The 21,572-nt window shown below is 74.3% G+C and carries 19 protein-coding genes; 12 read left to right on the top strand and 7 right to left on the bottom strand.

Going from position 1 to position 21,572, the window contains the following annotated elements:
* Positions 1 to 82: 82 nt before the first annotated feature.
* Positions 83 to 2,161, bottom strand: coding sequence for an SPFH domain-containing protein (locus IE249_RS20895; RefSeq protein ID WP_189706689.1), 2,079 nt, complete (start codon positions 2,159 to 2,161; stop codon positions 83 to 85).
* A gap of 397 nt (positions 2,162 to 2,558) precedes the next feature.
* Between IE249_RS20895 and IE249_RS20900 the strand changes: the two genes are divergently transcribed.
* On the top strand, positions 2,559 to 4,727 hold the full coding sequence (locus tag IE249_RS20900; RefSeq protein WP_229858947.1) for a SpoIIE family protein phosphatase: 2,169 nt from the start codon (positions 2,559 to 2,561) through the stop codon (positions 4,725 to 4,727).
* Positions 4,728 to 4,746: 19 nt separating this feature from the next.
* Here the strand turns inward: IE249_RS20900 and IE249_RS20905 are convergent, their stop codons facing one another.
* Entirely contained in the window at positions 4,747 to 5,115 is a 369-nt protein-coding gene (locus tag IE249_RS20905; RefSeq protein WP_189706691.1) for a cupin domain-containing protein, read from the bottom strand.
* Between the two features lie 76 nt (positions 5,116 to 5,191).
* Positions 5,192 to 5,533, bottom strand: a complete 342-nt coding sequence (gene fdxA / locus IE249_RS20910) for a ferredoxin (RefSeq protein WP_189706693.1) — start codon at positions 5,531 to 5,533, stop codon at positions 5,192 to 5,194.
* A gap of 109 nt (positions 5,534 to 5,642) precedes the next feature.
* Here fdxA and IE249_RS20915 point away from each other — a divergent pair, with 109 nt between their 5' ends.
* Both IE249_RS20915 and IE249_RS20920 read left to right on the top strand, forming a co-directional pair.
* Entirely contained in the window at positions 5,643 to 6,278 is a 636-nt protein-coding gene (locus IE249_RS20915) for a DUF2249 domain-containing protein (protein WP_189706694.1), read from the top strand.
* Positions 6,271 to 6,696: a hypothetical protein gene (locus IE249_RS20920; RefSeq protein WP_189706696.1), complete on the top strand. Its 426-nt coding sequence runs from the start codon at positions 6,271 to 6,273 to the stop codon at positions 6,694 to 6,696. Before IE249_RS20915 ends, IE249_RS20920 begins: the two co-directional genes overlap by 8 nt.
* Before the next feature lie 44 nt (positions 6,697 to 6,740).
* Here the strand turns inward: IE249_RS20920 and IE249_RS20925 are convergent, their stop codons facing one another.
* The 4 genes from IE249_RS20925 to IE249_RS20940 form a co-directional block, all read right to left on the bottom strand.
* Complete coding sequence (locus tag IE249_RS20925; protein WP_189706698.1) at positions 6,741 to 7,382, bottom strand: Rv1733c family protein; 642 nt, start codon at positions 7,380 to 7,382, stop codon at positions 6,741 to 6,743.
* 70 nt (positions 7,383 to 7,452) lie between these two features.
* Positions 7,453 to 8,187 (bottom strand): rod shape-determining protein, encoded by a 735-nt coding sequence (locus IE249_RS20930; protein ID WP_189706920.1) that lies wholly within the window; start codon positions 8,185 to 8,187, stop codon positions 7,453 to 7,455.
* A 98-nt stretch (positions 8,188 to 8,285) separates the two neighbouring features.
* Positions 8,286 to 8,654, bottom strand: coding sequence for a TraR/DksA family transcriptional regulator (locus tag IE249_RS20935; protein ID WP_189706700.1), 369 nt, complete (start codon positions 8,652 to 8,654; stop codon positions 8,286 to 8,288).
* A gap of 279 nt (positions 8,655 to 8,933) precedes the next feature.
* Complete coding sequence (locus IE249_RS20940; protein ID WP_189706702.1) at positions 8,934 to 9,260, bottom strand: TraR/DksA C4-type zinc finger protein; 327 nt, start codon at positions 9,258 to 9,260, stop codon at positions 8,934 to 8,936.
* A 342-nt stretch (positions 9,261 to 9,602) separates the two neighbouring features.
* On the opposite strand from IE249_RS20940, the gene IE249_RS20945 reads away from it, so the two are divergent.
* The 9 genes from IE249_RS20945 to narI all read left to right on the top strand — a co-directional run.
* Positions 9,603 to 10,556: a sensor histidine kinase gene (locus IE249_RS20945; protein ID WP_189706704.1), complete on the top strand. Its 954-nt coding sequence runs from the start codon at positions 9,603 to 9,605 to the stop codon at positions 10,554 to 10,556.
* 2 nt (positions 10,557 to 10,558) lie between these two features.
* Positions 10,559 to 11,275, top strand: a complete 717-nt coding sequence (locus IE249_RS20950) for a response regulator (protein ID WP_229858913.1) — start codon at positions 10,559 to 10,561, stop codon at positions 11,273 to 11,275.
* Between the two features lie 108 nt (positions 11,276 to 11,383).
* The gene (locus tag IE249_RS20955; protein ID WP_189706706.1) at positions 11,384 to 11,911 is read left to right on the top strand and encodes a hypothetical protein; all 528 of its coding nucleotides are present in this window, start codon (positions 11,384 to 11,386) and stop codon (positions 11,909 to 11,911) included.
* A 44-nt stretch (positions 11,912 to 11,955) separates the two neighbouring features.
* On the top strand, positions 11,956 to 14,238 hold the full coding sequence (gene secD / locus IE249_RS20960; RefSeq protein ID WP_189706709.1) for a protein translocase subunit SecD: 2,283 nt from the start codon (positions 11,956 to 11,958) through the stop codon (positions 14,236 to 14,238).
* A 212-nt stretch (positions 14,239 to 14,450) separates the two neighbouring features.
* Positions 14,451 to 14,786, top strand: a complete 336-nt coding sequence (locus IE249_RS20965) for a TraR/DksA family transcriptional regulator (protein ID WP_189706924.1) — start codon at positions 14,451 to 14,453, stop codon at positions 14,784 to 14,786.
* 255 nt (positions 14,787 to 15,041) lie between these two features.
* Positions 15,042 to 18,692 carry a nitrate reductase subunit alpha gene (locus IE249_RS20970; protein WP_189706710.1) on the top strand — a complete coding sequence of 1,217 codons (3,651 nt, stop codon included), beginning with the start codon at positions 15,042 to 15,044 and terminating at the stop codon, positions 18,690 to 18,692.
* A 1-nt stretch (position 18,693) separates the two neighbouring features.
* Positions 18,694 to 20,364, top strand: coding sequence for a nitrate reductase subunit beta (gene narH, locus IE249_RS20975; RefSeq protein ID WP_229858915.1), 1,671 nt, complete (start codon positions 18,694 to 18,696; stop codon positions 20,362 to 20,364).
* The gene (narJ, locus tag IE249_RS20980) at positions 20,361 to 20,963 is read left to right on the top strand and encodes a nitrate reductase molybdenum cofactor assembly chaperone (protein ID WP_189706714.1); all 603 of its coding nucleotides are present in this window, start codon (positions 20,361 to 20,363) and stop codon (positions 20,961 to 20,963) included. Before narH ends, narJ begins: the two co-directional genes overlap by 4 nt.
* On the top strand, positions 20,963 to 21,572 hold a 610-nt coding region (gene narI / locus IE249_RS20985; protein ID WP_229858917.1), incomplete at its 3' end, for a respiratory nitrate reductase subunit gamma. The genes narJ and narI, both read left to right, overlap by 1 nt.

The following is a 21,572-nucleotide window of genomic DNA, read 5'->3' on the forward strand; positions in this document are numbered from 1 at the left end:
GCGGACCCGTCTCCAGGACCGTTGCCATGGGTCGTTGAGTCCCTTCGAAGGAGGTGCCCGCGGGTGTCCGGCGGGGACGGGGTCAGTTCCTGGCCGCGGTGCCGTTGACGGCGGTGAGCGCGGTCAGCGGGGTGTCCGCCAGGCCCAGCTCGCCCGCCCGGTCGAGCAGTTGCTGGAGCTGCCCGGCCCGGGTGCCGTCCGACTTCATCAGCCGCATCAGCAGCGCGGACACGGTCAGGTTCTGCACGTCGGCCGTGGAGACCTGGCCGAGGATCCGGCCGAGGTCGTCCGCGAGGCTCGCCGAGCCGTCCAGGTAGGGCTGGGCCAGCGCCCGAGCGGTCGCGGAGTGCTCGACGAACCCGTCGACGCCCTTGCCGAGCGACACCGAGGACACCAGCCGGTCGAAGAAGACCGAGTCGCCGCCGACGATGTCGATGTCCGCGTTCTCCAGACCGGTGGCCAGGACCGTGGCCTGCGCCTCGGCGACCTGCCGCTGCACCTCCAGGCCGGCCAGGCGGATCTCCTTCTCGGCCTGCAGGCGCAGCCGGTACTCCTCGTGGCCGCGCGAGGCCTCGTCCAGGGCGGCCATCGCCGCCGCCTTCTCGGTCAGGCCGGCCGCCTCCGCCTTCAGTTTCTCGCCGATCGCGGTGGCCTCGGCGAGCGCCTTGGCCTGGGCGCCCTCCGCCTCCGCGCGCAGCAGGGCCTCGGTACCCCGGGCCTCGGCGAGCGCCTTGGCCTGGGTGGCCTCGGCCTCGGCGCGGCCGGACTTCTCGACGACCTCGGCCTCCTTGTCGCGGACCTGGACGGCGGCCAGGCCCTCGGCGGCGGCCTCGGCCTGCAGCCCTTCCGCGAGGCGCAGCCTGGCGCGGGCGTCGAGGTCGGCGGTCTTCAACCGGGCCTCGGCGAGGGTGAGTTCCTCGGCCGCGCGGTGGGTGGCGGCCTGCTCGGCGGCCTCGGCGGCCTTGATGTCCTTGACCAGCCTCTCCTGCGCCTCGGCCTCGGCGGCGATGATCACGGCCTGGCGCTCGCGCTCCGCCTGCTCCACGGCGCGCAGCTTCTTGATCGACTCCTCCTGCTCGGCGACCGTACGGTCCACGGCCACCCGCTCGCGCACGACCTCGGCGATCTCCCGTTTGTTCGCCTCGACCTCCTTCTCGGCGGCGATGCGGGTCAGCTGGGTCTCCCGCTCGCGGGCGATGACCTCCAGCATGCGGTCCTTCTCGATGCGCTCGTTCTCCACGGCGATGACCCGCTCGCGGTTCTTCGCGGCGACGGCGACCTCGCGGGCCTGGTTCTCGCGCTGGACGCCGAGCTGTTCCTCGGTGCGCAGGAAGGCGCCCTGGGCGCGCAGCCGCTCCTCCTCGACCACGCGGGCGGTCTCGGCCTCCTCGCGGGCGCGGGAGGTCTCGATCTCGCGCTTCTGCTTGATCTCGGCGTCGGCCTGCCGGCGCTCCAGTTCGAGGATGGCCTCGCGGGCGTCGACGTCCTGCCGGGTGATCTCCTTCTGCTCGGTGCGCTGGGCCTCGTTGGTGCGCACGTGCTCGATCGCCGTCAGCTCGGTGATCTTGCGGATGCCCTGGGCGTCGAGGACGTTGGAGGGGTCGAGCTGGGCGAGCGGGGTCTGCTCCAGGTAGTCGATCGCCGCGTCCTCGAGGTGGTAGCCGTTGAGGTCGACGCCGATCAGCTCGATGATCTGGAAGCGGAGCTCCTCGCGCTTGGTGTAGAGGTCGGTGAAGTCCATCTGCTTGCCGACGGTCTTCAGCGCCTCGGAGAACTTCGCGTGGAACAGCTCCTGCAGCGTGGACTGGTCGCTGGCGCGGGCGGTGCCGACCGCCTGGGCGACCTTGATGACGTCCTGCGCGGTCTTGTTGACCCGGACGAAGAACGAGATGCGGATGTCGGCGCGGATGTTGTCCCGGCAGATGAGTCCGTCACGCCCGGAGCGGGTGATCTCGATGGCCTTCACCGAGATGTCCATCATCTCGGCCTTGTGCAGCACCGGCAGCACGACCTGTCCGGTGAAGGTCACGTCGACCCGTCGTGTCTTGGAGACGATCAGCGCCTTGCCCTGCTCCACCTTCCGGAACAGCCGGGAGAAGGTGAGCAGCACGAGGAGCACGAGGATCAGACAGGCCGCGGCGAGCGCGCCGATGACATCCATGGCATACGTCCTTGACGACGACGGTGTGACGACGAGTGACGAACCGGGGGCGACGGGCACGGGCACATGGCGGCCTGGGGCGGAGCACTGCCCCCCGTGGGTTCCGTTTACGGGTCAGGCATCTGCCGGAGTCCGGCACCGGAACCCTTCGCAGTGCTCCCCCGGGCGTCATGATGCCGGTTTTGATCGATCATCCGCATTGCCGGTTCCCGGCAGTTTTCCCAGGGTGCTCGATGCCGATCCGTTGACATGGGACGGTCACGGGGGCGACGGGTGCCGGTGCGGGACGGCTGGCGTATGGTCCGTATATGCGTGCAGTCGTGCGTTATGTCGGTGTTCGTGTACGTCAGCTGCGGCGGGACCGGCACCGGGGCCGACACCGGGGCCGGTGAGCACCGTGCGGCGCCGCGCCCGGCCCGAGGCGGCCCCCGCCAAGCACGCGGAGGCCATCGACGCCGTGCTCGCCGACGTGGTGGGGATGACCGGGGCGTCCGTGGGCCTGCTGTTCCTGCTGCCGCCCGGAGAGCGGACGCTGCGGCTCGCGGCGGCGTCCGGGGCGTCCCGGCGGATCACCGCCCCCTGGGAGCGGATCCCGCTCCAGGAGCCGGTCCCCGTGGCGGACGCGATGCGGATGCGGCAACTGGTGTGGCTCGGCAGCCAGGAGGAACTGGCCCGCCGCTACCCCCGGCTCGGCATCATCCTGCCGTACGACTTCATGCTGGCCGCCGCCCCGATCGCGGACGACGAGACCGTGTGGGGCGGCATCGTGCTGCTGTGGCCGGTGTGGCACCCGCCGCAGCTCAGCGCGGCCGAGCGGGAGACCATCGAGGCGTGCTGCCGGCGCGGGGCCGGGGTGCTGCGCGAGGCCGCCGGCGAAGGACTCCCGCTGGTGACCGGGGACGAGCCGCGGCTGCTGTCCTCGCCGGTGCCGCGCGAGTCCGACCCGGCGCAGGCGGCCGCCGCGCTCGGGTTCGCCCAGCGGCTGCCCGTGGGCTGCTGCGCGCTCGACCTGGACGGCCGGATCACCTTCATCAACTCCGCGGCGGCCGACCTGGTCGGCGCCGGGGCCGCGGTGCTGCTCGGCAGGCGGCCGTGGGAGGTGCTGCTGTGGCTGCGCGACCCGGTGTTCGAGGACCGCTACCGGGAGGCGGTGGTGGCCCGGCTGCCCACCTCCTTCACCGCCCGGCGCCCGCCGGACACCCGGCTGTTCTTCCAGCTCTACCCGGACCACGGCGGCATCAGCGTGCACATCACACCCGCCTCCGCGCCCGCCCGGCCGTCCGCGGCTGAACCCGCCGGGCCCGAGTGCGATCCTTCCCCGGCCCAGCCGCCGCCCCGGGCCGAGCCGCTGGGCGCCACGGCGCTCTACAACCTCACCCACCTCGCCTCGGCGCTCGCCGAGGCCGCCGGTGTGCGGGACGTGGGCGAACTGGTCGCCGACCAGATCGTGCCCGCCTTCGGGCCGAGCGCGATGGCCCTGCTGGCGGCCGAGGACGGACGGCTGCGCGTCATCACCCACCGCGGCTGGCCCGGCGAGCTCATGGACCGCTTCGACGCGGCGCCGCTGTCCTCCGGCAGCCCGACCGCACAGGTGCTCGCCTCGGGCGTGCCCCGCTTCTTCGGCAGCGTGACCGACCTCGAACACGCCCGTCTGCAGGTCTCGCCCCTGGACACCATGGCCGCCTGGGCCTTCCTGCCGCTGATCGCCTCCGGCCGCCCGGTCGGCACCCTCGTGCTCGGCTACGACCGGCCGCACCCGTTCGCACCCGCCGAGCGGGCCCTGCTGACGTCGCTGGCGGGGCTGCTCGCCCAGTCCCTGGCCCGCGCCCGGCACTACGACGCCAAGCACACCCTGGCCCACGCCCTGCAGAACAGCCTGCTCCCCCGCGTGCTGCCGCGCGTCTCCGGTCTGGCCACGGCCACCCGCTACCTGCCCGCGGGCGACGGTCTCGACATCGGCGGCGACTTCTACGACCTGATCCGGTGCGGCCCCGACTGCGCCGTGGCGGCGGTCGGCGACGTCCAGGGACACAACCCCACGGCCGCCGCCCTCATGGGCCAGGTCCGCACCGCCGTGCACGCCCACGCCACGGGCGGGGCGTCCCCGGGCGACGTACTCGCCCGCACCAACCGGTTGCTGACCGACCTGGAGTCCGGCCTGTTCACCAGCTGCCTGATCGCCCACCTCGAACCCGGCCGCCGGCGCGCCCGGTTCGCCACCGCCGGCCATCCGCCGCCCCTGCTGCGCCATCCGGACGGCCGTACCGAGGTGGTGGACGTGCCGCCCGGACTGCTGCTGGGCATCGACCCCGACGCCGACTACACCACCGTGCCGGTCACGCTGCCGCCCGGCGCGGTGCTCGCCCTCTACACGGACGGCCTCGTCGAGGCGCCGGGCGTCGACCTCGACGAGGCCACCGGGGCGCTGGTGCGCGAACTCGCCCGTGCCGGAGGCCGGGAGGACCTGGAGGACGTCGCCGACGCCCTGGTCCGCCACGCCCGGCGCAGCGCGCCCCGCCACGACGACATCGCCCTCATCCTGCTGCGCACCGCGCCGGACGGGTGAGGGGCGCCCGCACCGCCGGTCAGGCCTCCGGCCAGGACTCGATGCGCCCGGCGAACTCCGGGGGCGAGGCCACGACCATCAACGAGGCGGGTTCCGTACCGGGGTTGGCGAGCGTGACGCGCTCGCCGGTGGCGATGTGCGCGACAGAACCGGCCGTGAGCGTACGGGACCTGCCCTCGTGGCCCAGCTCGACCGTGCCGGTGACGGGGATCAGCGCGATCTGCGAGGCGCCGTGGTCGTGCTCGGGCAGTGCGGCGCCCGGCGGCAGCTCGACGTGGAGGACGGCGACCTGCTCGGAGGCGCCGGCGGGGACGAGGACCTCGGCGGTGGGGCCGTTGGGGACGGGGGCGCGACGGCGGGTGCCGGCGCCGACTCGGGCTGTGTGCATGGGAGTTCCTCCTGGGCGGGGTACGACGGATCAGTGCGGGACGGGGGTGCGGGACCGGCCGGGGTCAGGGCTGCGGCTACTGCGGCTGCTGCTCCTGCCGCTGTTGCTGCGGCGGCAGGGCGGCGATCAGCGGGTGGTCGCGCTCGATGAGGCCGAGCTTGGCGGCGCCGCCGGGGGAGCCGAGGTCGTCGAAGAACTCCACGTTGGCCCGCTCGTAGTCCTTCCACTCCTGCGGGAGGTCCTCCTCGTAGAAGATGGCCTCCACCGGGCAGACCGGCTCGCAGGCCCCGCAGTCGACGCATTCGTCGGGGTGGATGTAGAGGGAACGCTCGCCCTCGTAGATGCAGTCGACCGGGCACTCCTCGACGCACGCCTTGTCCTTGACGTCCACGCAGGGCTGCGCGATCACGTAGGTCATGGCCTGCCTCCTCTCACGAGGCTGCTTTTTTACGAATCGTACATGTAATAATTAGGGCCCCGGCCCGAGGGGTCGGACAGCGACCACGCAGCGAGGACGAAGGAGCACCATGGCGCCGCCTTCCGAGATCTACATCGAGTCCACCGAGACCGATCCGGCCGTTCACGCCCGGCGCGCGCTCCGGCTCGTCCACCAGCGACTGCGGGAGGGGGCGATCCCCGACGAGCTGCACCGCTACCTGGACGCCTGCGACCGGACCCTGTACGGCGCCGCTTCCGGGGCCGCCGAGACCCGGCTGCTGGTGCGCGCCCTGCGCACTTCCGCCGCCGCGCTCCGCCGCCGCCTCGACCCGGCCGGGGACGCCCCGGCGCCCGAGGCGCTGCTCGACGCGCAGCTCCTCATGGAGGAGGAGGTCCTGCTGCCCGCCCTGCTCGCGCTGCCCGGCGCGGACCTGCCCCTGCTGGTCGCGGATCTGGAGGGGCTGCTGAGGGGTGAGGAGCCCGAGGACCCGGCGGTCGTGGACGTACGGGAGATCCCGCACGGGCAGCGGCACCCGCGGATCTTCGGGCGGTTCGCGCGGCTCGCGCCCGGGGAGAGCTTCACGCTGGTCAACAACCACGACCCCAAGCCGCTGCGCCGCGAGTTCGAGGCGACCCACCCGGACGCCTTCACATGGGAGTACGTCGAGTCGGGGCCCGAGCAGTGGTGCATCCTGATCGGCCGGAAGGCGGCGGCCGGTGCCTGAGCCGGCTGACTTCCCGGCGGACTCCCCGGCCTCCGGCGCGCCGGCGCCCCAGCGGCTGTGCGACATCCCATCGCTCACCGGCGGCCCGGTCACCGCGCCCGGGGTGGTGTGGAAGCTGGCCGAGTCCGGGCGGCAACTGGACGCCAACGTCGTCCGGTTGCCGGCGGGCCGGCGCATCGACACCCACACCGAGCGCGATCTGGACGTGCTGCTCCTGGTCGTCGCAGGGGACGGGGTCCTCGGCAGCGGCACCGCCGACGCGCCCCAGCCCCTGACCGAGGGCGCCCTGTTCTGGCTGCCGCACGGCTCCACCCGCAGCGTCACCGCGGGCGCCGGAGGACTCTCGTACGTCACCGTGCACCGCCGCCGCCCCGGGATGCAGGTGCGTCCGGGGCCGCCGCCGGCACCGGGAGCCTGAGCCGGGAGTCCGGACCGGGAGCGAGTCCGGGCCGGGCCGCGCGGTCAGGTGGGGGTGGTCCAGCGCGGGGCCGTGCCGGCCCAGGCGGTGTCCCAGGCGGCGAGGTTGCGGCTGCGCAGGAAGAGGCAGGCGAGGCCGTACGCGCCGGCGCCCGCGGCCGCCACCGCGAGAGCGGAGATGATCGCCCAGCCCATGCAGCGGCTGCGGATCTGATCGGCGGTCAGGGGCGGGCCGGTGATCGTGCCGTCGGTGGCCGCCCAGACGTCGACGCTGCTGCCGGCGGGGAGCGCCGGAACGACGTCCGTCCTCGCGGTGCGCGGGCGTCCGGTGGGATCGGTGAAGCGGACCTCGACCGGATAGCGGGTCTGCTTCTCCTCCTCCGAGCCCGGCTCGGGGTGGCGCGGCGCGTCGTGCACGAGCACGGCGGCCGTCCGCTGCCTGGTCTGGCGCTGGTGCTCGGCCAGGTCCGTGTAGTGGCGGTACGCGGTGTCGCCGGCCAGGAACATGGCTGCGGGCGCGGCCGCCAGCACGGCCAGGAAGAGGCCGAGGGCGATCCACGCCTGGGCGAGATCGGTGGTGCGGCGCAGCGGGTTGCGGCGCATCCGCCACAGTACGAAGCGGGGGAGGTCGTCGGGGGCGTCCGGGGCGTCGGGGGGCGGCTGGGCCCGGGGGATGCCGCGGGCCATGGGTGCCTCCTTTCTCGAGGCGGGCGGTTTCTCCGGGTACCGGGTGCGTACGGGAGGGGCGGCCGGCCGGCTAACCGTGGTCCGGGGTGCAGGCCTCCGGGCCGCCGGTCGAGGGGTGGGCGTGGGCGGCCCGCAGCAGGGTGGCGGCACCCCGCACGGCGGCGGTGTGCGGCGCCGCCACGGCCTTGAGCGGCGCGTGCAGCCTGCCGGTGAGGTGGTAGGTGATCTCCGGCCGCAGCGCGCCGCCGCCCGCCAGCAGCGCGCCCCGCTGCAGGGCGTCCACGGTGAGCGACGTACGGTCCTGGCGCAGCATCGCGGTCACCATCGTCGCCACCGCCTCGCTCATCTCGGCGGGGGTCGCGCTGTCGAGGTCGCCGGTGCCCAGCGCGGTGCGGCGGGCGTCGGTGACGGCGCCGTCCACGAGGAGCACCACCTCGGTGAGGTGCGCGCCGATGTCCACCACGAGCAGCGGCCGGGACAGGTCGGCCCCCGCGCCCAGTGCGACCGCCCGTGCGCTCGGCACGGTGAGGACGCTGCGGGGCCGCAGCACCTGTACGGCCGTGCGGGCCGCGGTGCGGTAGGCGACCCCGTCCAGCACGGGGGCGGTCACCACGACCAGCGGGCGGGTGAAGCGGGGCAGGCGGTGGCCGAGCAGGCGGTCGAGCATCCGGGCGGCTCCCGCGGTGTCCACTATGGTGCCGCGCTGCACCGGGTGGACCGCGCCCGCGCCGGGGAAGGTCACCGTGGGCACGTCGAGGATCAGGCCCCGGCCCGCCACCCATGCCCGGGTGCGGGCGCTGCCCATGTCGAGGGCGACCCCGCAGCAGTGCCGGCACAGCGGCCAGGGGCGGTGCCGGGCGGGGGCCCGGCGGGCGGCCGGGCGGTCGGAGTGGTGGGCGGTGGTCACTGGCCGGCCTCCCTGACCTGCTGGCAGCGGGCGCAGTAGCGGGCCTGCGGCACGATCTCCAGGCGCTCGCGCGCGATGGGGCGCCGGCACAGGTGGCAGGTGCCGTAGGTGCCGTCGTCCATGCGCCCGAGGGCCGCCTCGACGTCGGCGAGGACCATGCGGGCGGAGGCGGCGAGCTTCACCCGGACCTCGACCTGCGAGGCGGCCTGCTGGAGGATCAGGTCGTCCAGGCGGGACGGGGCCGCGATCTGCTGCAACTGCTCCTGCCGGAACAGCCGCTGCTCGTGCAGGTTCTCGCGCAGCGCGGCGAGGTCCTCGGGCGTGAGACGCGTGTCGGGGTCGTCGATGATCTGCTGGTTCACCACTTCACCCCTCGGTCAGGGCAGAAGACGAGGCACGGACGGGGGACAACGGGGCTCCACGGCCCGGGTGGGCGGCGGCACCCCGGTGGGTGCGCGGCCCTGGTGGGCAACGCCACCCGGTCGGGCATCGCCGCCCGGATGGGCAACGGCACCCGGGGGAGCCCGGCCCGGTCGGGCGGCAGCACTCGGCCGGCTTCGCCAACGGGTCCGGTGGCGGTTGCGCCCCCGGCGGCCGGTGCGGCCGGTCCGGGCGCCGCCGTCCCGCCGGGGCGGCCGGTGCCGTCAGGCGTCGCGGCGGAGGCAGGCGACGCAGTGGCGGGTGTAGGGGAGGATCTCCAGGCGTTCCACCGGGACCGGCTTGGCACAGGCGACGCAGGTGCCGTAGGTGCCGGCGTCGACGCGGGCGAAGGCCTCGTCGATCTCTTTGAGTACCCGCTCGATGCTGTCCCGCTGCGAGGACATCAGCGGGTCGCCCGCGCTCTGCCCGGTCTCGCCGAGGGCCTGCAACTGGATCAGCCGGGTCCCGCGGGCGTGCTCGAGGCGCCGGCGGGCCTCCTGAGCGGTCAGGCGCTCCAGGCGGGGTTCGGTCCGGGCGGCGTCGGGCGACATGGCGGGGCCCTCTCTCTTCTCGCTTGGGACGGGGGTGGCCGAGTGGTTCGTGACTCCACCCTCGCTCCTTCCGGCGCCGGAACCCATCGGGTCCAGACCCCATTTACAGGGGGTCGCGGGATCCACTCGGCGCGGGCATGGGTAGGCCGCGCCCGGGGAAATGGGCCCCGGACCCCATCGACGCGGCGCCCGCGCACGGGCAGGCTTGCATCACGCGGGCCGGGACCGGCAAGGGTGTCCCGGCCCGGGCCGCGGCTCGACCGGGGTGCGCGATGCCCGACAGTGGAGGGCGATGCCCGACAGTGGAGGCAGGCCGTACACACGGAAGGAGGCGCGACCCCGGTGTCGCTGTTCTGGCGGATCTTCGGACTCAACGCGCTGGTGCTCGGCTCGGCGACCGCGCTGCTGCTGTGGGCTCCGGTGACCGTCTCCGTGCCGGTCGTGCTGACCGAGGCGGTCATCCTGGTCGGCGGACTGGTCGTCATGCTGGTCGCCAACGCCGCCCTGCTCCGCTGGGGCCTCGCCCCCCTGGACCGCCTCACGCGCCTGATGACGACCGTGGACCTGCTGCGCCCCGGCCAGCGGCTGCCCGCGGCCGGCGGCGGCGAGGTCGCGGAGCTCATCCGCACGTTCAACGCCATGCTGGACCGGCTCGAGCAGGAGCGGGCCACGAGCAGCGCCCGCGTGCTGCTCGCCCAGGAGGCCGAGCGGCGCCGTATCGCCCAGGAACTGCACGACGAGGTGGGCCAGAGCATGACCGCGGTCCTGCTGGCGCTCAAGCGGGCCGCGGACGAGGCCCGGGAGCCCCTGCGCGAGGAACTGCACCAGGCGCAGGAGATCACCCGCGGGAGCCTGGACGAGGTACGCCGCCTGGTGCGCAGGCTGCGGCCCGGGGTCCTGGACGACCTGGGCCTGGTCAGCGCCCTGACCTCGCTCACCTCCGACTTCGCCACGCACACCGGGCTGCAGGTGCTGCGTCGTTTCGACGGCGACCTGCCCGCCCTGGAGCCGGAGACCGAGCTGGTGCTCTACCGGGTCGCCCAGGAGAGCCTGACCAACGCGGCCCGGCACGCGGACGCCCGGCGCATCGAGGTCGGCCTGCGGCACACCGACGGCACGGTGGAACTGGCCGTCACCGACGACGGCCGCGGGATCAGGGCCGCGTGCGAAGGCGCGGGCATCCGCGGCATGCGCGAGCGGGCCCTGCTGATCGGGGCCGCGCTCGACATCACCGACGCGCCCGGCGGCGGTACCCGGATCCGGCTCACCGCGCCCGTTCCCAGGAAGCAGCCCTGACCATGTCCGACGACTCGACTCCACCCCCGGTCCAGGCCCACGCCCAGGCCCACGGCCCGGGACCCACGTCCGGCAGGATCCGCATCCTCCTCGCCGACGACCACGCGCTCGTACGGCGCGGGGTGCGGCTGATCCTCGACCAGGAACCCGATCTGGAGGTGGTCGCCGAGGCCGGTGACGGCGCGGAGGCCATCGAGATGGCCCGCACCCACGACATCGACCTCGCGGTCCTGGACATCGCCATGCCGCGCATGACCGGCCTCCAGGCCACCCGCGAAATGGCCGCGATGAAACCGCAGTTGCGCATCCTGATGCTCACGATGCACGACAACGAGCAGTACTTCTTCCAGGCCCTCAAGGCCGGCGCCAGCGGCTACGTCCTCAAGTCGGTCGCCGACCGGGACCTGGTCGCCGCCTGCCGGGCCGCGATGCGCGACGAGCCGTTCCTGTACCCGGGCGCGGTGACCGCGCTCATCCGCAACTACCTCGACCGGGTCCGCCACGGCGAGGAGACCCCCGACCAGGTGCTGACGCCGCGCGAGGAGGAGGTGCTGAAGCTGGTGGCCGAGGGCCACTCGTCCAAGGAGATCGCCGAGATCCTCTTCATCAGCGTCAAGACCGTACAGCGCCACCGCGCCAACCTGCTGCAGAAGCTGGGCCTGCGCGACCGCCTGGAACTGACCCGGTACGCCATCCGCGCGGGCCTGGTCGAACCCTGACCGCCCGGGGTCCAGGCCGCCACTCCCCGGCCGGGACCCCGGGTCCGCCGCCGGCACGACGAAGGACGGCGAAGGACGGCGAAGGACGACGAAGGAAGGGGACGGCGCATGCACCGCGCACGACGCACCGTCCCGAGAGCCCTCGCCGGAGCCCTCGCCGTGCTCACGGCCGTACTGCTGGCCCTGCTCGGCCTGGCCGACGCGAACGCCCGCCCGTACCCCGGAGCCCACCCGTACCCCGCGGCCGGCCCGACCCCCGCGGCCGGCCCACCCGCCCACGCGGCGACGGCGGCCCCGCCGGCCCGGACCACCACCACGGCCGCCACCAGGGCCGGCACCGCGGCCACCCCCGCGGTACTGGCCGCCCCCGCCCCCCACGCCCACGACGTCTGCCCCGACGCCTGCGTCACCCGGGCCGGTGTCCGCCACGAACGCCACGGTGAGCGGCCGGACCCGCCCGGCCGGCACGCCGTCACCGTCACCGCCCCGGCCCTCCCGGACCGCCTCTCCACACGGGCCTCCCCCGGCTCCGTACCCGTCGTCGTCCCCCTCGCGTCCCCGGTCCCCGACCGCGGGCGCGCGCCACCCACGGGCTCCGGCACCCGACACCGGTCGGCCGACACCACCGTCGGCTGACGCCCGTCCCCGTTCCCGTTCCGTGTGCCCGCCGGAGGCATTCCTTGATTCGCTCCGCCCGGGTGAGAGCGCTGTTCGCCCTCGCCGTCATCGCCGTGTCCCTCTACATCGCCGTCACCGTGCCGGTCCGTCTCGGACTCGATCTGCGCGGCGGCACCCAGATCGTGCTGGAGACCCGTTCCACCCCGACCACCAAGGCCGACCGGGCGGCCACCGACCGCACCCTCGAGGTGCTGCGCGGCCGGGTCGACGCGCTCGGTGTCGCCGAGCCCACCCTGGTCCGCTCCGGCGCCCACCGGATCATCGTCGAACTGCCGGGCGTGCAGGATCCGAAGCAGGCCGCCGACGTACTGGGCCGCACCGCTCAGCTGACCTTCCACCCGGTGCTGGGCCCGGCCGGTTCCGGAAAGGCCGGGGACACGAAGGCCGCGGACGCGAAGGCCGGGGAGCGGGTGCTGCCCGACGAGTCGGGGCAGCGGCTGCGGCTCGCGGCCTCCGCCATGACGGGCAAGGAGGTCAAGGGCGCCGACGCGCGCTTCGACCAGGAGACCGGCGCCGGCTGGCACGTCACCGTGGACTTCGACCGCGCCGGACGCGCCCAGTGGGCGAAGCTGACCAGCGAGGCGGCCTGCCGCGCGGTGGGCGACCCCACGCGGCGGGTCGCCATCGTGCTCGACGACCGGATCATCTCCTCGCCGCAGGTCGCCCCCTCCGTCGCCTGCGGTACGGGCATCGCCGACGGGTCCACGCAGATCACCGGCTCCTTCGACGACCGCGAGGCGCGCGAGCTGGCCCTGCTGATCAACGGCGGTGCGCTGCCCGTGCCCGTGGAGACCGTCGAGCAGCACACCGTCGGCCCCACCCTGGGCGCGCAGGCCATCACCGCCAGCGCCTGGGCGGCGGCCATCGGCACCGCGCTGACCGCGCTGTTCATCATCGTCGTCTACCGGCTGATGGGCGCCCTGGCCGCCGTGGCCCTGCTCGCGTACGGCCTGATCTCCTACGCCGCCCTGGCCGCCCTCGGCGCCACGCTGACCCTGCCGGGCCTGGCCGGCTTCGTGCTGGCGATCGGCATGGCGGTGGACGCCAACGTGCTCGTCTTCGAACGCGCCCGCGAGGAGCACGCGGCCCGGCACCGGCCCACCGGGCGCTCGGTGCTGACCGCCGGTTTCCGCAACGCCTTCAGCGCGATCGCCGACTCCAACATCACCACGCTGATCGCGGCCCTGCTGCTGTTCTTCCTGGCCTCGGGGCCGGTGCGCGGCTTCGGCGTGACCCTCGGGATCGGCGTGGTGGCGTCCATGGTCAGCGCCCTGGTGATCACCCGCGTGCTCGCCGACTTCGCGGTCTCCCGCCGCTGGGTGCACCGCCGTCCCCGGCTCACCGGGCTGGCCACCACCGGCCGGGTCCGCGACGCGCTCGCGCGCCGCGATCCGCGCCCGATGCGCCGGCCGCGCCGCTGGCTGGCCGCATCCGCCGTGGTGCTGGCGCTCGCCGGGGCGGGCATCGTCGTACGGGGCCTGGATCTCGGTGTCGAGTTCACCGGCGGCCGGCTGATCGAGTACGACACCACGCGCGCCGTGGACCCCGAGCACGCCCGGACCGCCCTCGCCGAGGCGGGTCACCCGCGCGCGGTCGTCCAGTCCTCGGGGGAGTCGGGTCTGACCGTGCGCACCCAGGCGCTGACCGACGCCCAGGCGGACGAGGTCACCCGGACCGTGGGCTCGCTCGGCGGCGGGGCGCAGAAGGTGCGCGACGAGCTGATCGGCCCGAGCATGGGCGACGAGCTGCGCCGCAACGCGCTGGTCGCGCTGGGCGTGGCGCTCGGCGCGCAGCTGCTGTATCTCGCGGCCCGCTTCCGCTGGCTGTTCGGCACGGCGGCGGTGGCCGCGCTCGCCCATGACGTGGTGATCCTGGTGGGTGTCTTCGCCTGGCTGGGCAAGCCGCTGGACGGGGTGTTCCTCGCCGCGCTGCTGACGGTGATCGGTTACTCGGTCAACGACTCGGTGGTGGTCTTCGACCGCATCCGGGAGCTGGTGCGCCGGGACCGCAAGGCCCCGCTGGCCGGGGTGACGGACCGGGCGATCGTGCAGACGCTGCCGCGCACCGTGAACACCGGCATGGGCGCGCTGCTCATCCTCGCCTCGCTGGCGGTGCTCGGCGGCGACTCGCTCACCGACTTCGCCCTCGCCCTCCTCGTCGGCATCGTGGTCGGCACGTACTCCTCGGTGTTCACCGCCGCCCCGATCGCCGTCGAACTGCACCGCCGTGGCCAGGGCCGCCCCCGCCCCGCACGCCTCGAGAAGCGGGAGCCCGCCCGGACCTGACAGCCGTCCGGCCAAGGGCGGCGGCCCCCGGCCGGCTGCATCACGCCGCGACCCGGAAATGGGTGCCGCGACCGATGGCCCCGGCGCGGCCGTCCGGACAGGCTGGAGGGGACAGGCGGACCGCGGAGCACCGTACGCACGGAGCTCCGCGGTCCGCCGTTCCGTGAGTTCCGTCCGTCGGCCCCGGGGGCCAGAAGGGAACCGTGACAGCCATGTCGTGGGACACCACCCGCTCCACCTCCTCCGCCGGCGCGCGCATCGGCGCGCACGAGGCGCGGCAGCGGCTGGAGCACGAGCGCAACTCGCGGCTCGCCCAGCTGCGGGCCCTGAAGGACACCGAGGGGGCCGGCCAGGAGGCCGACGACCTGCTGAACGCGCAGCGCGGGGCGGTGCGGCGCGCGCTGAAGGACATCGAGGCCGCGTTCGCGCGGCTGGAGGACGGCACGTACGGCCTGTGTCACGCGTGCGGCCGCCCGATCCCGGCGGAGCGGCTGGAGATCCTGCCGTACGCGAGCGCCTGCGTGCCCTGCCGGCAGCGCGCCGGCTGAGCCGCCCGTCCCGCCGCCCTCACCCCCGTACGGACACATGGCCCCCACAAATATTGCAAAGGGCAAGGAAAGCTCCGTATAGGCACTCTCAACTCTGCGTAGTTCTGCTACGACGCACCGTGCCGATGCGTGACGCTTGGTGAAGCGGAACGCCGGACACCCATGGCCATGGCCATCGTGCCGGCGTGCTTTGCCGACTTCGCAGGGGATGTGAGCACAGTGGGACGGCGCGGTGCCCGTCGGGAAGCGGAACGTGTGGCGGCGGTGGCCGCCGACCAGTTGCTGCGGGCCGGCCGGATACTGCGCCGCTCCCCCGCCACACCCGACCTGCGGGCGGTCTTCCGCACCGACCAGGACGTCAACGACAGCCCCTACCGCGAGCGCTGGGCGCACGACAGGGTGGTGCGCTCCACCCACGGCGTGAACTGCACCGGCTCCTGCTCGTGGAAGGTGTACGTCAAGGACGGCCTGATCACCTGGGAGACCCAGGAGACGGACTACCCGTCGACCGGTCCCGACCGGCCGGAGTACGAGCCGCGCGGCTGCCCGCGCGGGGCCTCGTTCTCCTGGTACACGTACTCGCCGACCCGCGTGCGCCACCCCCATGTGCGGGGCGTGCTGCTGGCTATGTACCGGGAGGCGCGGGAGCGGCTGGGCGACCCGGTGGCCGCCTGGGCCGAGATCACCGGCGACCCGGACCGGCGGCGCCGCTACCAGTCGGCGCGCGGCAAGGGCGGCCTGGTGCGCGTCGGCTGGGAGGAGGCGCTGGAGATCGCGGCGGCCGCCCATGTGCACACCATCGCCGCCCACGGCCCCGACCGGGTGGCGGGCTTCTCCCCGATCCCGGCCATGTCGATGGCCTCGCACGCGGTGGGCGCCCGCTTCATGTCGCTGATCGGCGCCCCGATGGTGTCGTTCTACGACTGGTACGCCGATCTGCCGATCGCCTCCCCGCAGGTGTTCGGCGACCAGACCGACGTGCCGGAGTCGGGCGACTGGTGGGACGCCGCGTACCTGGTGCTGTGGGGTTCGAACGTGCCGGTGACGCGGACCCCGGACGCGCACTGGATGACCGAGGCCCGCTACCGCGGCCAGAAGGTCGTGGTGGTCTCCCCCGACTACGCGGACGCCACCAAGTTCGCCGACGAGTGGCTGCACCCGCACCCCGGCACGGACGGGGCGCTGGCCATGGCCATGGGCCATGTGATCCTCACCGAGTTCTTCGTGCGCCGCACGGTGCCCCACTTCGCCGATTACGTGCGCCGGTTCACCGACCTGCCCTTCCTGGTGGAGCTGGAGGAGCGCGACGGCGCCTGTGTGCCGGGCAAGTTCGTCACCGCGGCCATGCTCGGGCTGGACGAGGAGTCGGGCGAGGACGCGCACTGGAAGCCGGTGCTGCTGGACGGCGTGTCCGGGCGTCCCGTGGTCCCGGGCGGCACCCTCGGCGACCGCTGGTCCAAGCTGGGGGAGGGCCGCTGGAACCTGGACCTCGGCGACGTGGAGCCCGAGCTGACCCTGTACCGGCCGGGCGGCCACCCGAGCGCCCCCGTCCGCCTGCCCCGCTTCGACGGTGGAGCGCCGGTCACCCGCGCGGTGCCGGTGCGCGAGGTGGGCGGGCGGCGGGTGACCACCGTCTTCGACCTGCTGCTCGCCCAGTACGGCGTCGGCCGGGAGGGTCTGCCCGGCGAGTGGCCGGCGGGTTACGACGACGCCTCCCAGCCGCACACCCCGGCCTGGCAGGAGGCGATCACGTCGGTGCCGGCGGCCGCGGTGGTGCGCATCGCCCGGGAGTTCGCGCACACCGCCGAGAAGTCCCGCGGCCGCTGCATGATCGTCATGGGCGCCGGCACCAACCACTGGTTCCACTCCGACACCATCTACCGCTCCTTCCTCACCCTGCTGCTGCTCACCGGCTGCCAGGGCGTCAACGGCGGCGGCTGGGCGCACTACGTCGGCCAGGAGAAGGTGCGGCCCTACACCGGCTGGCAGCACCTGCAGTCCGCCGCCGACTGGGTGCGCCCCTCCCGCCAGGTCGCGGGCACCCCGTACTGGTACCTGCACACCGGCCAGTGGCGCTACGACGGCCAGTGCGCCGACGCGCTCGCCGCGCCCACCGGCAAGGGCCTGTTCAACGGCCTGCACACCGCCGACCTGGTGGCCCGGTCGGTGCGCCTGGGCTGGATGCCGTCCGCGCCCGCCTTCTCCGCCAACCCCCTCGAGCTCGGCCGGGCGGTGCGCGAGAGCGGGCGGGAGCCCGGCGAGTGGGCCGCCGCCCAACTGGCCTCGGGGAAGCTGTCGTTCGCCTGCGAGGACCCGGACGCGCCGGAGAACTGGCCGCGTGTGCTGACCGTGTGGCGGGCCAACCTGATCGGCTCCTCCGCCAAGGGCAACGAGTTCTTCCTGCGCCATCTGCTCGGCGCGAGCGACAACGCGCACGCGAGCGAGGCCCCGCCGGACGCGCGCCCCCGTGACGTCACCTGGCGCGAGGAGGCGCCGCGCGGCAAGCTCGATCTGCTGCTCGCCCTCGACTTCCGCATGACCTCGACCACCCTGATGGCCGACCTCGTGCTGCCGGCCGCCACCTGGTACGAGAAGCACGACCTGTCCAGCACGGACATGCACCCCTTCGTGCACGCCTTCTCGCCGGCCATCAGCCCGCCCTGGCAGGCCCGCACCGACTTCGAGATCTTCCACTGCCTGGCCCGTAAGTTCAGCGAACTGGCCGCCGGCCGGCTGGGAGTGGCGTACGACCTGGTGGCCACGCCCCAACAGCACGACACCCCGGGCGAGACGGCGCAGCCCGGCGGAACGGTCCCGGACTGGCGGGAGGGCGCGACGGCCCGGCCCGGGGTGAACCTGCCCTCGTTCGCGCTGGTCGAGCGCGACTACACCGCCGTGGCCGACAAGCTGGCCGCGCTCGGTCCGCTCGGCGAGGAGCAGGGCATGACCGTCAAGGGGGTCACGGTCCGGCCTGGACCCGAGGTGCGCCGGCTCGCCGAACGCTGCGGCACCGCGGCCGGACCCGGGCCGGCGCGGGGACGCCCGCTGCTCGACACCGACGTGAAGCTCTGCGAGGCGATCCTCGCCCTGTCCGGCACCACCAACGGACGGCTGGCCGCGGAGGGCTTCCAGCGGCTCGCCGAACGCTGCGGCCCGGCCGCCGGGTTCGGCGCGCTCGCCGAGACGGTGCACGAGCGGCGGGTGGTGTTCTCCGACACCCAGGACCGGCCCGTGCAGGTCGGCACCAGCCCCGAGTGGTCCGGCAAGGAGGCCCCCGACCGCCGCTACTCGCCCTTCACCGTCAACACCGAGCACCTCAAGCCCTGGCACACCCTCACCGGCCGCCAGCACTTCTACCTCGACCACGACTGGATGGCCGAGCTCGGCGAGCAACTGCCCGTCTACCGGCCCCCGCTGGACCTGACCGCGGAGGCGGTCGCGGGCGAGCGGGAGGTCGGCGTGCGCTACCTCACCCCGCACTCGAAGTGGTCGATCCACTCCGAGTACCAGGAGAACCTGCTGATGCAGACCCTGGCCCGGGGCGGCCCGGTGATCTGGATGGCGGTGTCCGACGCCGAGGCGATCGGCGCAGCCGACAACGACTGGGTGGAGGCGGTCAACCCCAACGGGGTGGTCGTCGCCCGCGCGATCGTCTCCCACCGCATCCCGCCCGGCACCGTGCTCATGTACCACGTGCAGGAACGCCTGGTGAACGTGCCGCGCAGCGAGGCCACCGGCCGGCGCGGCGGCGTCCACAACGCCCTCACCCGCGTCCTGATCAAACCCACCCATCTCATCGGCGGCTACGCCCAGCTCTCCTTCGCCCCCAACTACTACGGCCCCACCGGCAACCAGCGCGACGCCCGCACCGTGATCCGCCGGCGCGCACAGGAGGTGCAGTACTGACGTGCGCGTCATGAGCCAGATCGCCATGGTCATGAACCTCGACAAGTGCATCGGCTGCCACACCTGCTCGGTCACCTGCAAGCAGACCTGGACCAACCGCACCGGCACCGAGTACGCCTGGTTCAACAACGTCGAGACCCGCCCCGGCCTGGGCTACCCGCGCGGCCACGAGGACCAGGACAAGTGGAAGGGCGGCTGGCGCCTGGACGCCCGCGGCCGCCCGGTCCCCCGCTCCGGGGGCCGCGCCCGCCGCCTGGCCCGCCTGTTCGCCAACCCCGAACTGCCCCTGCTGGAGGACTACTACGAGCCCTGGACCTACGACTACGAGACCCTGATCGCCGCCCCGCCCGGCGACGACCTGCCCACCGCCCGCCCCCGCTCCCTGATCGACGGACGGCCGACCGCCGTCACCCACGGACCCAACTGGGACGACAGTCTGGGCGGCGGCCCCGAACATCTCACCGGCGACCCGGTCCTGCGCAGAATCAGCGAGAAGATGAACGAGCGGGTGCGGCTGGAGTACGAGCAGGCGTTCATGTTCCACCTGCCGCGCATCTGCGAGCACTGCCTCAACCCGTCCTGCGTGGCGGTGTGCCCGTCCGGCGCCCTCTACAAGCGGATCGAGGACGGCATCGTCCTGGTCGACCAGGACCGCTGCCGGGGCTGGCGGATGTGCGTGAGCGGCTGCCCGTACAAGAAGGTGTACTTCAACCACGCCACCGGCAAGGCCGAGAAGTGCACCTTCTGCTACCCCCGCGTCGAGGCCGGCGAACCGACCGTCTGCTCCGAGACCTGCGTGGGCAGACTGCGCTACCTCGGCGTGCTGCTCTACGACGCCGACCGGGTCGGCGAGGCGGCCTCGGTCCCCGACGAACGGGACCTCTACGAGGCACAGCTCGGCTGCTTCCTGGACCCCGACGACCCCGAAGTGGCGCGCGCCGCCGAGGAGTCGGGCATCCCGCACGACTGGATCACCGCCGCCCGCCGCTCCCCGGTGCGCGACCTGATCACGACGTACCGGGTGGCGCTGCCGCTGCACCCGGAGTACCGGACGATGCCGATGGTCTGGTACGTGCCCCCGCTGTCCCCGGTGGTGGAGGCGCTGACCGCGGGCGGCCACGACGGGGAGGACCCGGCGGCCCTGTTCGGCGCCATCGACGCGCTGCGCATCCCGCTGGAGTACCTGGCCGGGCTGTTCACCGCGGGCGACACAGCCCCGGTGGAGGCGGCCCTGTGCCGGCTGGCGGCGATGCGCGCCCACATGCGGCGGATCAACCTCGGCGAGGAGCGCGACCCGGCGATCGCCCGGGGCGTCGGCATGGACGAGCGGGGACTGGAGGCGATGTACCGGCTGCTGGCGCTCGCCAAGTACGAGGAGCGCTACGTCGTCCCCACCACCTACGTGGCCGGCGCCCAGGGCGCGGGCCGGGCGGGCGGCGGCTGCAGCCTGGACCACGAGGGCGGCCCCGGCATGTACGGGCCGGACGACGGCCCCGAGGCCTTCCACGCGCCCCCGGTCGCCGGCGGCCCGCCGGGCGCGGCGGGCGCGGGGGCCGCGGCGGGCGCCCCGCAGGGCGCCTCGTCCCTGCGGGGCAGGGTCAACCTGCTCAACTGGAACGGCCGCGGACGCCCCCGCGGCCTGTTCCCCGCACGCGGGAGCGCCGGCGAGTGAACCTGAACCGGGCGGTCCACCAGGCCGCCGCGCTCCTCCTGGACTACCCCGACGAGAGCTGGCCCGCCCGGCGCGAGCAGGTGGCCGGGGCCCTGGCCGGGCTCCCCGGCGAGGCGCCCGCCCTGCTGCGGGGCTTCTGCCGGTGGGCCGCCTCCGTGCCCCCGCTGGACCTGGCGGCCCGCTACGTCACCACCTTCGACCGCAGCCGCCGCCGCACCCTGCACCTGACCCACTACACCGACGGCGACACCCGCCGCCGGGGCGCCTCCCTCGCCGCGCTCAAGGGCCGCTACCGGGAGCACGGCTGGGAGCCGGCCGGCGGCGAACTGCCCGACCACCTGCCCGTGCTGCTGGAGTTCGCCGCCCGCTGCCCCGGTCCCGGCACCCGCCTGCTCCGGGAGCACCACCACGCGCTCACCCTGCTCACCCGCGGCCTCACCGCCCACGGCAGCCCGTACGCCGGCGTGGTGCGCGCCGTCCTGACCACCCTGCCCGCCGTACCCGCGGCGGCACCCGTACCCGTGCGGGAGGACCCGGCCCCGGGCCCCCTGCCGTACCCGCTGCGGCACACGCCGGGCGAGGAAGGAGTGCGCCGCTGATGACGCCCTGGCCCCATCTGACCCGGCAGCACCTGCACATCGCCCTGTGGGGCGTCCTGCCCTACCTGGCCCTGGCCGTGCTGGTCGCCGGCAGCGCCTGGCGCTACCGCTACGACCGCTTCGGCTTCACCACCCGCTCCAGCCAGCTCCACGAGTCCCGGCTGCTGAAGATCGGCGGACCGCTCTTCCACTACGCCCTCTTCCTCGTCGTCGGCGGCCATGTGATGGGCCTGCTCGTCCCGGAGTGGCTGACCCGGCGGCTCGGGGTCGGCGAGGAGCAGTACCACGCGGTCGCCCTCACCATGGGCGGCGCCTCGGGGATCGCGGTGGTGACCGGGCTCGGCCTGCTGCTGTACCGCCGGCTGCGGGTGCCCGCCGTGCGCGGCGCGACCAGCCGCAGCGACCGCCTCACCCTCCCGCTGCTGAGCCTGGTCCTGCTGGCCGGCCTCACCGCCACCGCCTCCTCGGTGACCAGGCCCTACGACTACCGCCTCGGCGTCGCCGTCTGGTTCCGCAGCCTGTTCACGCTGGACCCCGACGTCACCGCCATGGCCCACGCCCCGCTCGTCTACCGGCTGCACGCGCTGCTCGCCCTGGCCCTCTTCGCCC

The organism is Streptomyces anandii JCM 4720 (assembly GCF_014650655.1).
GTDB lineage: Bacteria > Actinomycetota > Actinomycetes > Streptomycetales > Streptomycetaceae > Streptomyces > Streptomyces anandii.